11 protein-coding genes are annotated in these 11,848 nt (G+C 72.7%); 1 reads left to right on the forward strand and 10 read right to left on the reverse strand.

Features of this window, described 5'->3' with window-relative positions; translation table 11 throughout:
* Positions 1 to 61 precede the first annotated feature (61 nt).
* The 10 genes from ABH928_RS21145 to ABH928_RS21190 form a co-directional block, all read right to left on the reverse strand.
* Complete coding sequence (locus ABH928_RS21145) at positions 62 to 1,942, reverse strand: protease pro-enzyme activation domain-containing protein (RefSeq protein ID WP_370069012.1); 1,881 nt, start codon at positions 1,940 to 1,942, stop codon at positions 62 to 64.
* A 393-nt stretch (positions 1,943 to 2,335) separates the two neighbouring features.
* Complete coding sequence (locus tag ABH928_RS21150; RefSeq protein WP_370068755.1) at positions 2,336 to 2,500, reverse strand: hypothetical protein; 165 nt, start codon at positions 2,498 to 2,500, stop codon at positions 2,336 to 2,338.
* A 115-nt stretch (positions 2,501 to 2,615) separates the two neighbouring features.
* Entirely contained in the window at positions 2,616 to 3,173 is a 558-nt protein-coding gene (gene tsaE / locus ABH928_RS21155) for a tRNA (adenosine(37)-N6)-threonylcarbamoyltransferase complex ATPase subunit type 1 TsaE (RefSeq protein ID WP_370068757.1), read from the reverse strand.
* Between the two features lie 74 nt (positions 3,174 to 3,247).
* Complete coding sequence (locus ABH928_RS21160) at positions 3,248 to 4,693, reverse strand: alpha/beta fold hydrolase (protein ID WP_370068759.1); 1,446 nt, start codon at positions 4,691 to 4,693, stop codon at positions 3,248 to 3,250.
* The gene (alr, locus tag ABH928_RS21165; protein WP_370068761.1) at positions 4,693 to 5,829 is read right to left on the reverse strand and encodes an alanine racemase; all 1,137 of its coding nucleotides are present in this window, start codon (positions 5,827 to 5,829) and stop codon (positions 4,693 to 4,695) included. The genes ABH928_RS21160 and alr overlap by 1 nt, the downstream gene beginning before the upstream one ends.
* Before the next feature lie 181 nt (positions 5,830 to 6,010).
* Positions 6,011 to 6,589, reverse strand: coding sequence for a L,D-transpeptidase (locus ABH928_RS21170; protein ID WP_370068763.1), 579 nt, complete (start codon positions 6,587 to 6,589; stop codon positions 6,011 to 6,013).
* A gap of 118 nt (positions 6,590 to 6,707) precedes the next feature.
* Complete coding sequence (locus tag ABH928_RS21175) at positions 6,708 to 8,204, reverse strand: NAD(P)H-hydrate dehydratase (RefSeq protein ID WP_370068765.1); 1,497 nt, start codon at positions 8,202 to 8,204, stop codon at positions 6,708 to 6,710.
* Positions 8,205 to 8,229: 25 nt separating this feature from the next.
* Positions 8,230 to 8,598, reverse strand: a complete 369-nt coding sequence (locus tag ABH928_RS21180; protein ID WP_370068767.1) for a holo-ACP synthase — start codon at positions 8,596 to 8,598, stop codon at positions 8,230 to 8,232.
* Between the two features lie 81 nt (positions 8,599 to 8,679).
* Positions 8,680 to 10,551 carry a glutamine--fructose-6-phosphate transaminase (isomerizing) gene (gene glmS / locus ABH928_RS21185; RefSeq protein WP_370068769.1) on the reverse strand — a complete coding sequence of 624 codons (1,872 nt, stop codon included), beginning with the start codon at positions 10,549 to 10,551 and terminating at the stop codon, positions 8,680 to 8,682.
* Between the two features lie 76 nt (positions 10,552 to 10,627).
* A complete protein-coding gene (locus tag ABH928_RS21190; RefSeq protein ID WP_370068771.1) occupies positions 10,628 to 11,203 on the reverse strand; it encodes a TetR/AcrR family transcriptional regulator in 576 nt (191 codons plus the stop codon).
* 65 nt (positions 11,204 to 11,268) lie between these two features.
* Here ABH928_RS21190 and ABH928_RS21195 point away from each other — a divergent pair, with 65 nt between their 5' ends.
* The gene (locus ABH928_RS21195) at positions 11,269 to 11,775 is read left to right on the forward strand and encodes an FBP domain-containing protein (protein WP_370068773.1); all 507 of its coding nucleotides are present in this window, start codon (positions 11,269 to 11,271) and stop codon (positions 11,773 to 11,775) included.
* The last annotated feature ends 73 nt before the right edge of the window (positions 11,776 to 11,848 follow it).

Here is an 11,848-nt window from a genome sequence, read left to right on the forward strand (position 1 = left end):
CCCGCACCGAGGTGCGGGGCCACACGCGTTCAGTGGTTCAGCAGTTCACCGGCGGACCGCGTCAGCGGCGGATGCCGAAGGACTCGATGTACCAGTAGGTCGGCGAGCCGAGGCCGGTGGAGTCGTCGTAGCCCTTCGTCGCCGACAGCGACGAGTCGGTGCCGAGGGTGCGGGCGGAGGTGCTGGTGCCACCCGAGGCGTCCACGCTGTTGTTGAAGTTGACGCGGGCGACCGCCAGCTGGACGTTCGGGCCGAACGGGTGGTCGGTCACGTCGTGCAGCAGGGCCTTGCGGGCGTAGATCGCCGGGTCGGCGAAGCCGAGCGCGAAGCCCTGCTTCTCCTGCGCCAGCGCCTCGATCGCCGTGAAGACCGGCGAGGCGAGGCTGGTGCCGCCGATGCGGTACTCGCTGTACTTGACCGTCCCGTTCGGGAAGGCCTGGGTCTGGCCCATCAGGAAGCCGGTCTGCGGGTCGGCGACCGCGGCGACGTCCGGGACGACGCGCATCGGGCCGTTCTTGCTCGCCGACAGCGAGGACGGGACGACGCCCGCCTGGTACCACGGCTGCGCGGTACGGGCGCTGACGCCACCGCCCGAGCCGCTCTGGAACCCGCCCGGGAAGCCGGTCCAGCTCTTGCCGTTCGCCGCCAGCGGGGCGACGTCCGTGCCCCAGCCGGTCTCGAACTCGTAGTTGCCGTGCTTGCCGACGGCCAGCGAGGTACCGCCGACCGCGGTCACCCACGGCAGGGCGGCGGGCATGTCGGCCTGCTTCGTACCGGAGTTGGCGACCTCGTCGCCGTTGTCGCCGGAGGAGAAGTCAAAGCTGATGCCCTCGACCGCGCCGCGCTCGAAGATGTTGTTGTAGACGGCGTCGTTCGACGGGTCGCTGGCGTTCTCCGGCTCACCCCACGAGTCGCTGACGAGGGACGCCAGGTGGTTCGTGACGATGTTGTCCAGCGCGTCGATCAGGTCCGCGTCGTAGCACGAGGCTGCGGCGACGTAGTGGATGTTCGCGGCCGGGGCGACCGCGTGGACCGCCTCGACGTCGAGCGTCTGCTCGCCGTACCAGCCGGACGCACCACAGTCGTTGGCGGCGGTGTGGGTCCAGGTGGCGGGGTCGTACTCCTTGAACTGGCCCGTCTTGTAGGCCGCGTCACCGTTGAGCCCGGCGTAGGTGCTCGCGTCCGAGGCGATCGTCGGCGAGTCGTACGCGTCCACGATCGCGATGGTCTGGCCCTTGCCGGTCAGACCGGAGGCCGTGGCGCCGTAGGCGGAGCGCAGCTGGTGACCGTTGTAGCCCTTGATGACGTACGGCACGGTACGGCCGTCCACCTTGGGCAGGGTCTTCGCCGGGTTCGAGCCGTAGTAGCTCGAGAACGGACCCGAGTTGACGTACGCCGGGCCGGGGCCGGGCAGCGTGTCCTCGTGCGTCGCCTTCGACGGGGCGGTGCTCAGACCGGTGACGGTGAGCACTGCGTCCGCGACGTCGGCCGGCACGGTCAGCGCGCCCGCCGGGGCGCGGTAGACGTGGCCGTCGGTGGCGAAGCTGTGCAGCTGCGAACCGAACGCGGTCTGCGCGGCGGCGGCGTCACCGGTGACGGTCAGGTACTGGTCGTTCTCCGCGGTGACCTTGAAGCCGGAGGCGGCCAGCCACTGCTTGACCGCGGCGACCTGCGCCTTGGTCGGGCCGTACTTCGCCTGGACGGCCTGCGGGCTCAGATACTTGCCGTAGTCGGCGTTCTGAGGGTTCGACACCTGCGCGGCATAGGCGGCGAGTCCGGCCTGGTCACCCGCGAGGTACACGCGCGCGGTGACCGCGTTGCTCTGGGCCACCTGGCCCTTGTCCGCGGCGACCGCGGCCCAGGTCGGCTTCCCGCCGGCAATCGCGTGCCGGGCGGGCGTGGCACTGGCCGGCGCCCCCGCGGCGACGGCAGCCGCGAGCATGGGCAGCGTCGCCACCAAAGCTATGCCGGCACGCCGATGAGATCCCCTGATGTGCTTCAAACGCCCTCCCCGGGCCGTAGCAGCGGGCCCAATGTTCCCCGCTGCGATGTATGGCAAGGGGAATAGAACCGGGGAATGAACCATCGGTCAAGAGTGCGAAGCGCGTGTGTTACCGAGTTCAGTGGTGACAAGGCGACATTTCACGCGGGGAAATGTGGTTTTGACGGCGCATAGGAATGTGTCATGCACGCCAGGGAGGTTGTAGCTCCCCAGGGGCGCGGGGCTCTGGGGGTGCACCTACCCGCGGGAGCCAAAAGTCAGTGGCTTGGCGCGCGCCCGCGCGGCGGATCCGCATATCAGCAGAGCCCCTCGCCCCTGACGTTTGCAACGTCCCTATTCGTCGGAAGTGGGCGTTTCGTCGTCCGAATTGCTCTCCGCGTTCGCCGACTCGTCCTCCGAGGGTGGCGTGCAGACCGCTGCCGCCGACGGGCCGGATGCGAGCAGACGGGCGACGTCCACGTCGGTGGCGCGGGGGTCGGACGAGGTCGTGCCGGGCATTCGGTCTCCCCGAGGGGTGTCAGGTGCGGCTCATTCCATCTTCCCGACAGCGCGTCGGAAAAACAACCGCAAACCCCGGCAAGGCGGCCGGCAACGTCACCAGGCCGTGCGGGCGCTACGCCCGGGCGACCGCCAGCGCGCCGAGGTCGACGTCCGCCCAGCGGTCGCCGAGGCCGCGGAGGGTGACCGTGCGGTCGTCGGGGACCTCCGGGTTCAGGTCCTCAGCCAGGGACAGCAGGTGGTCCTCGTGCCCGGCCGCGCCGCCCAGCGCGCGGTCGATGCGGACCTCCAGGCGGGTCTCGGAGAGCTCCTCGACCTTGCCCTCGCCCCACTCGACGACCACGACCGACTCCGGCAGGGAGACGTCCAGGTCCAGGTCCTCCATCTCGTCCAGGCCGCCGCTCAGGCGGTACGCGTCGACGTGGACCAGCGCCGGGCCGCCGACCAGCGACGGGTGGACCCGGGCGATCACGAAGGTCGGCGAGGTCACCGCACCGCGTACGCCGAGGCCCTCGCCCAGGCCACGGGTCAGCGTGGTCTTGCCCGCGCCCAGCTCACCGGAGAGCAGCACCAGGTCCCCCGGGCGCAGCACCGTCGCCAGGGTGCGGCCGAGCTCCTGCATCGCGGCCGGGTCCGGAACGGAGATCGTGACAGCGTTCACGGCGTTGCCCATGGGTCCTGCGGGTCCTTTCGGTTCGGGGCGTCAGCCCGACAATCAGGCAGAAGGGGCCACCCGGCACTCAGCCGTCAGGCCTGGCGCGTGTCCTGCGCGAGATCGTGCACGTGTTGCGGCAGCGGCGCACCGCAGTGCCCGGCTGCGCGTTCGAGGAGGTCGGCGAGGCGGGCGTCGACCAGGTCCGGGCGCTCCAGCATCAGCAGGTGGCCGGTGTCCGGGAGTATGTCCAGCTCCGCGTCGGGCAGCTCGGCGGCGATCGCCTCGCTGTGCGAGGGCGGCGTGAGCAGGTCCTCGTCCCCCGCCATGACCAGGGTCGGGATGTCGCGGAGGACGGCCAGCGCGGCCGTCTTCTCGTGCGCGGGGAAGACCGGGAAGAACTCGGCGACCACGTCGACCGGCGTGGACTCCAGCAGGTCCTGCGCGAAGTGGGCCAGTGCGGGATCGACGTCCTCGGCGCCGAAGGAGAACTTCTGGTAGATCGCGGCGGTCAGCTCGCTGCTGAGACGACGGCCGCGCTCGACCAGCTCGGCCTGGCGGCCCAGTGCCTTGATCACACCGGGGCCGATCCGGTGGAACATCCTCGCGCCGACACCGGGGAGGCCGAGGGTCACCCCGCGCCAGCTGCCCGCGGTGGTACCGAGCAGGGCGACTCCGGCGACCCGTTCGGCGAAGAGCTCGGGACGCTGGTCGGCCAGCGCCATGATCGTCATCCCGCCCATGGAGTGCCCCACCAGCACCAGCGGTCCGGTCGGCGCGACGGCGTCGATCACCGCGCCGAGGTCCTGGCCGAGCTGGTCGATGGAGGACTGCTCTCCGGCCAGGTAGCTGCGGGAGCGCTCGGAGCGGCCGTGGCTGCGCTGGTCCCAGAAGACCAGCCGCAGTCCGTCGCGGAAAGCCTCGCGCTGGAAGTGCCAGCTGTCCTGGTTGAGGCAGTAACCGTGAGCGAAGACGACGGTCAGCGGCGGGGTGGGGGGCATTCCGAGCCAGCTGCCGACGCCGGACAGCACGCCGCCCAGCGGTCCGGGCTGCGGCTCGGCACCCGACGCACGCCGTCTGCCGAGCCAACTGCGCAGCGTGGGGCGACCGTTGCCGTTGCCGGCCCGGCCGGGATCGGCTCCGACCGGCGCGGCGGCTGTCTCGCCGTCGCCGTCAGTGCGCTCCGCGGGTTCCGCGCGCTCCGCGGCTTCGCGGGCGATCGCCGGGGCACTGCCGGCCCAGCCGGAGCCGTCGAGCTCGACGTAGAGGTCGGTACCGTCGGCCGCGGCGACATGGAGCGGGGTGCCGCGGAGCGAGCCGAACGCCGCCGCCGCGTCGATCTCGGCGCGGGCCCGGCGGCGCATGTCGCGGCCGACGGTCAGCCGCTCCAGCGCGACGCCCGCCGCCGCACCGGCCGCGACCACCCCGAGGGAGACGCCGACGATGCCCGCGCGGCGCCAGCGGCCGGCCGCGACGTCACCGACGACCGCGCCCGCCACGTCCCGCACCTGGCGGACGACGCCTCCGCTCTCCTCCGGCATCAGCCGCCGCCCTCCAGGTAGCGGCGCGGCACCCGGGCGCCGATACGGGTGACGATCTCGTACGCGATAGTGCCCGCCGCGCGGGCCCAGTCCTCGGCCGTCGGCTCGCCGAGGTCGCCGGGGCCGAAGACGACGACCTGGTCGCCCACCTCGGCGGCGTCACCGCCGAGGTCGACCACGAACTGGTCCATCGCGACGCGTCCGGCGACGGTGCGCCACTTGCCCCCGAGCCAGACCGGTCCGGCGCCGCTTGCGTGACGCGGGATCCCGTCGGCGTAGCCGAGCGGGACCAGGGCCAGCGTGGTTTCGCCCGGAGTGGTGTAGGTGAGGCCGTAGCTGACGCCGTGTCCGCTGGGCACCCGCTTGACCTGGGCGACCCGGGCGACCAGCGACATCACCGGCCGCAGCCCGAAGTCGGCCGGTCCGCCGACCTCCGGAACCGGGGACAGCCCGTACTGGGCCAGACCGGTCCGAACCAGGTCGAAGTGGGACTCCGGCAGGGTCAGCGTGGCGGGCGAGTTGGCGATGTGGCGCACCTCGGGCCGCAGGCCTGCCGCCTCGGCGACGTCCAGCGCGCTGCGGTACGCGTCGAGCTGCGCCGCGACGGAGGGGTGGCCGGGCTCGTCGGCGCAGGCGAAGTGGGACCAGACGCCGGTGACCTTGATCAGGCCCTCGGCCTCGGCGGCGCGGGCGGCGGCGACCAGCTCGGGCCAGTCGTGCGGCTGCGCGCCGTTGCGACCGAGTCCGGTGTCCGCCTTCAGCTGCACCCGGGCCGGGCGGCCGACCTCGCGGACCGCGTCCAGCACGTGGGGCAGCGCCCACAGGCCGCTGACGGTGATGTCGACGTCCGCCGCGACCGCCTCGCGCCACGGGCCGCCCGGCGTCCACAGCCAGCACAGCACCGGGGCCTGGTCCGGGCCGATCCCGGCGGCGCGCAGTGCGAGCGCCTCCTCCGGGGTGGCCGTGCCGAGCCAGCTCGCACCGGCGGCGAGGGCCGCGCGGGCACACGGGATCGCGCCGTGGCCGTAGGCGTCGGCCTTGACCACGGACATGACTCCGGCCGACCCGACACGCTCGCGCAACGCGGCGATATTGCCGCGCAGCGCCGCCAGGTCGATCAGAGCTTCGGCTCGCATCGCAGTTTCCATCGGGGGTAAGTCTCCCAGAAGCAGGCGGGCGCCCGTCACCAAGTGATGGGCGCCACAGTGTCGCGTAGTGCGGGTGGGGCCGCTCAACCGACCCCCGGCCCTTCCGTCCGAGCGTGTCCGAGCGTGCGGCTCAGCTGCCGGGCTCAGCTGCCGGGCTCAGGCGTCTTGCTCAGGTGCCGGGCTTGCGCCCGAAGACGTCGACGACATCGCCGACGCGCAGCAGCTCCCAGGCGATCCGCGCGTCGTGGACGGTCATGTTGACGCAGCCGTGCGAGCCGGGCGGGGTCGACATCGGGATGCCCACCGCGTGCAGCGCCTCGCCGCCGGAGAAGAACTGGCTGTCGGGCATGGGCACGTGGTAGATCGAGGAGACATGGTGCAGGTCGCGCCAGTAGATGTGCCACAGGCCGTCACGGGTGACGTACCCCTTGCGGCCGGTGCGGACGGCCACCGGGCCGAAGACGAGCTTGCCGCCGTCCGAGATCCACAGCTTCTGGTGGGTCAGGTCCACGCAGACCACCCGGCCCCGGTCTGCCGGGCAGGGCGACTTCGGCGCGGTCGTGACCGCGTGCGCCGTGACCGCGTGCGTCGTGACCGCGTGCGTCGTCCCGACGTGCGTCACCGCGGCAGGCGTCGTCAGCGTCGGGGTGGCGGCGTTCGCCGTTCCCGCGCCCAGGGTGCCCACCCCGACCAGCAGTGCCGCGGTCGCCAGGGCCGCCGCGGTCACTCGTGCCCTCAGCTGCGTCAACTCTCCCCCTGCTTTCCGTCCGCTGTGCACGGTGTCGTTGGGAAGACAATCAATTCGGCTGATCGGTTGCACGTATGACCGCGGTTCACCCCCGTCCGGCCGAATATCACCACGAAACTCACCGGAACGGTGGAACCCCGTCATCGCCGTCCCCCGCGATGACGGACCGCCAGGCCTCGGGCAGCGCGGCCGTGATCGCGGTGGCGCAGGTCGGCGCGCCGCCGGAGGAGATCCTGCCCGCCAGACCGTGCAGATACGCGGCGACGGATCCGGCGTCCCTCGGGGCCAGCCCGGCGGCGAGCAGCGCACCGGCCAGTCCGGCCAGCACGTCGCCGCTCCCGGCGGTGGCGAGCTGCGCGGTCCCGGTGGGGTTGACCCGGGCCGGGCCCTCGGGACCGGTGACGACCGTGGTCGAGCCCTTGAGCAGCACCGTGCAGCCGTACGCCCGGGCGAGCGTGCGCGCGTACCGCAACCGCTCGCCCTCGACCTCCTCCCGGGTCGCGGTGACGCCGACCCCGGCCAGCAGCGCGACCGCCTCGCCCGCGTGCGGGGTGAGCAGCGCGTTCGCGGGCGCGCTGCCGCGCCGGGCGAGCAGCCGCAGCCCGTCGGCGTCGACCAGCACCGGCACCTCGGCGGCCAGGGCCTCCTCCACGGCGCGTTCGGCGTCGGCGTTCTGGGACAGGCCGGGGCCGACCACCCAGGCCTGCACCCGACCGGCGTCCGCCGGACCGCCGTCGCCGACCAACGCCTCGGGGTGTGCTCGCACCACGTCCGCGCCCGCCGCGCCGACATAGCGCACCGCGCCGCAGCCGCCGCGCAGCGCGGATCCGACGGCCAGCACCGCGGCGCCCGGATACCGGGCCGAACCGGCGGCGATGCCGACCACCCCACGCCGGTACTTGTCGCTCTCGGCGCCGGGCTCCGGCAGCAGCGCGGCCACGTCGGCGTGCTGAAGCGCCTCGACGACGTGCGTGTCCGACCCCGCTGCGACCGGCAACCCGATCTCGACCAGCCGGACCACTCCCGCGTACGACGCGCCGGGGTCGACGAGCAGGCCGGGCTTGTGGGTGCCGAAGGTGACCGTGACGTCGGCGTGGACCGCACGGCCGGGGACGGCCCCGGTGCCCGGGTCGACGCCGCTGGGCAGGTCGACGGCGACGATCAACGCCTCGCCGCGCTCGGCCGCGTCGACCCACGGGAGCGCGGCCTCGCGCAGCGGACCGCGTCCGCCGATGCCGACGATGCCGTCGAGGACCAGGTCGGCCGACGCGGCCTCGGCGGGATCGTCGGTCGTCCTGCCACCCGCCGCGAGCAGCGCGGCCAGTCCACCCGCGTGGGTACGTTCCGGCGGGGCGAGCAGCGCGGCCCGGACCCGTGCGCCGCGGCGGGCCAGCCGGGCCGCGGCGTAGAGCGCGTCACCACCGTTGTCGCCGCTGCCGACCAGGACCAGCACCCGGCTGCCCCGGACGCGGCCCCGCTTCCCGCTCGCCAGCAGCTCCACGCAGCAGGCGGCCAGCCCGGCCGCCGCCCGTTGCATCAGCGTGCCCTCGGGCAGACGGGCCATCAGTTCGCCCTCCGCCGCCCGGACCCAGTCCACAGCATGTGCACAACGCATGGCCTGTCCACTCCTTGAGAGGCCGTCACCCTTCGGCGATCACCACCGCAGACGCTACGCCCGCGTCGTGGCTGAGCGAGAGATGCCACGACGTCACCCCGAGCTGCTCCGCGCACGCCGCCACGGTGCCGCGCACGGTCAGCAGCGGTCGGCCGGAGGGCTCGGTGCGGACGATCGCGTCGGTCCACTCCAGATTGCCGGGCGCGCCGAGCGCCTTTGCCACCGCCTCCTTGGCCGCGAACCGGGCCGCCAGCGAGGCGATCCCGCGCCGCTCGCCGCTGGGCAGCGTCAGTTCCTCGGCGACGAAGAGCCGGTCCGCCAGCGCGGGGGTGCGGCGCAGGGCCTCCTCGAAGCGGCTGATCTCCGCGACGTCGATGCCGACACCGATGATCATTCAGAACTCCCTGGGACCGTGCAAAACGCGAAGGCCCGGACGCCGACGCGGCGTCCGGGCCTCCACCTTGCCATCGGGCGGCTACTCCACCGTCACCGACTTGGCCAGGTTGCGCGGCTGGTCGACCTCGTGGCCCTTGGCCGTCGCCAGCTCGCAGGCGAAGACCTGCAGCGGGACGGTCGCCACCAGCGGCTGCAGCAGCGTCGGCGTCTGCGGGATGCGGACCAGGTGGTCGGCGTAGGGCACGACCGCGTCGTCGCCCTCCTCGGCGATCACCAGGGTGCGCGCACCACGTGCGCGGATCTCCTGGATGTTGGAGACGATCTTGTCGTGCAGCACCGAGCGCCCACGCGGCGACGGGACGACCACGACGACCGGCAGCCCCTCCTCGATCAGCGCGATCGGACCGTGCTTGAGCTCACCCGCCGCGAAGCCCTCGGCGTGCATGTAGGCGAGCTCCTTGAGCTTGAGCGCGCCCTCCAGAGCCACCGGGTAGCCGACGTGACGGCCCAGGAACAGGACCGACTTGGCATCGGCCAGCGAACGGGCCAGCTCACGGACCGGCTCCATGGTCGTCAGCACCTGCTCGACCTGCTTCGGCGCGTCCGCGAGCTGGCGGATCACCTCGAAGATCTCGTCGCCCCACTTGGTGCCGCGGACCTGGCCCAGGTAGAGGGCGACCAGGTAGCAGGCGACCAGCTGGGTCAGGAACGCCTTGGTCGACGCGACCGCGACCTCGGGACCGGCGTGCGTGTAGAGCACGGCGTCCGACTCGCGCGGGATCGTCGAACCGTTGGTGTTGCAGATGGCCAGCACCTTGGCGCCCTGCTCGCGCGCGTGACGCAGCGCCATCAGCGTGTCCATGGTCTCGCCGGACTGCGAGATGGCGATGACCAGCGTCTGCTGGTCCATGATCGGGTCCCGGTAGCGGAACTCGGAGGCGACCTCGACCTCGCAGGGGATGCGGGCCCAGTGCTCGATCGCGTACTTGGCGATCAGGCCGGCGTGGAACGCCGTGCCGCAGGCGACGATGACGACCTTGTCGATCTCGCGCAGCACCGAGCGGTCGATGCGCAGCTCGTCGAGGGTGAGCGAGCCGTTGGCGTCGATCCGGCCGAGGAGGGTGTCGGCCACCGCCTTGGGCTGCTCGGCGATCTCCTTGAGCATGAAGTAGTCGTAGCCGCCCTTCTCGGCGGCGGAGGCGTCCCAGTCGACGTGGTACTCGCGGTACTCACCCGGATTGCCCTGGAAGTCGGTGATCGTGATGCCCTCGCGGGTCAACTCGACGACCTGGTCCTGACCGAGCTCGATCGCCTCACGGGTGTGCTCGATGAACGCGGCCACGTCCGAGGCGAGGAAGGCCTCGCCCTCGCCGCGCCCGACCACCAGCGGCGAGTTGCGACGCGCGGCGACGACCACGCCCGGCGCGTCGGCGTGCGTGGCGACCAGCGTGAACGCGCCGTCCAGGCGACGGCAGACGCTGCGCATGGCCTCGGCGAGGTCCAGCGTGCCGCTGCCCGCGGCGAGCTGGGCGTCCGTGGCCTCGGCCAGCAGGTGGGCGACCACCTCGGTGTCGGTCTCCGACGCGAGTAGGTGACCGCGCTCGGAGAGCTCGACGCGGAGCCGCGCGAAGTTCTCGATGATCCCGTTGTGCACGACGGCGACCTTGCCCGCGCCGCCCACATGCGGGTGCGCGTTGGCGTCGGTCGGGCCGCCGTGGGTGGCCCAACGGGTGTGACCGATCCCGACCGTGCCCTCCGGCAGCGGCTGCTCGGCCAGCAGCTTCTCCAGGTTGGCCAGCTTGCCGGCCTTCTTCGCGACCGCGAGGCCGCCTTCGGGGGTCTGCACGGCGACACCCGCCGAGTCATACCCCCGGTATTCCAGACGGCGCAGCCCGGACAGGACCACGTCCAGGGCAGGCTGCTCGCCAACGTAACCAACGATTCCGCACATCGCCCCAGCTTAAGGGCACGCCGCGGCAGCCCCGCGCGGCGAGGCCCCGACCCCGGCTCCACCTGGGCGGATTCCGTCAGACGGAGGCCCGAGGAACGCCCGCACGACCGCCCCAGGTGCGCAGCGCTCCGTCCAGCGCGGTGAGGGCGACCTGCCAGGACTCCGCCATAGGGCGGTCGGACCGGAACCGGTCGGCGGCCTCCAGGGTCACCCAGCCGTGGAAGGAGCTGCACAGCAGCCGGACCGCGTCCACCGCGTCCACGTCCTCCAGCCGGTAGCCGCGGAGCAGCGCCGCGCAGGCGGCGACGACGCGGTGGCCGCCCTCACACTCGATGTTCAGCTGGGTGGCGGCGTAGCGCCCGGGGTGGGCGAGGGCGAAGTCCCGGTACGCGTCGGCGAAGGCCGTGAGCGCGGCCCGCCCCGACCGCCCGGCGACGGCGTCGCCCAGCGCGTCCGCCAGCTCCGCCATCGCCAGCCCGGCGATCCGTTCGCGCAGCTCGGCCAGGCTGCTCAGGTGCGCGTAGAGGCTCGCGTCCTTGACGCCGAAACCCCTGGCCACGGCGGAGACCGTGACCTTCTCCAGCCCGACCTGGTCCGCCAGGTCCGCTGCCGCCCGGGTCACCCGTTCGGCGTTCAGTCCCGCCCGCGCCATCCCACTCCAAACTAGAGAGATAAACCATTTGCCTAGGACTCCTAGGCAAGCTTAGCGTCGTACCCATGGAGATCGTCACCGAAGAACAGATCCGCGCGTCCTTCGTGAACTGCAGCAAGGGCGAGGCGTCACGCCTCCACATCCCGCGCGACCTGGCCGAACGGCCCTTCGCCGACCTTGACTTCCTGGGCTGGCGCGATCCGGGCGCGCCCGACCGCTGCGCGCTGGTCGCCGAGCGGGCGGATGCGCCGGGCGGCCTGGTCGGCATCACGCTGCGCTTCCCGCCGCCGCAGCGCGGCTTCCTGCACCGCAGCCTCTGCTCGCTCTGCCTGACCACCCGGCCGGGCAACGGCGTCTCGCTGCTGACCGCCCGCCGCGCGGGCAAGGCCGGGCGCCAGGGCAACTCGGTCGGCTTCTACATGTGCACCGATCTCGCCTGCTCGCTCTACGTCCGCGGCAGGAAGCAGGCCGAGTCAGGCGCCCGCCAGGACGAGACGCTCACCGTCGAGCAGCAGATCGAGCGCCTGCGCACCAAGGTCGACGCCTTCCTGGACCAGGTCCTGGAGGCCTGACCGAGCGCGACCTGAGTTCGTACGGATTTCGCGCGGAGTCCCGGTGGAGGTCGTGCGGAGGCCGCTGAGAGAT

The organism is Streptacidiphilus sp. MAP5-3 (assembly GCF_041262505.1).
Taxonomy (GTDB): Bacteria; Actinomycetota; Actinomycetes; order Streptomycetales; family Streptomycetaceae; genus Streptacidiphilus.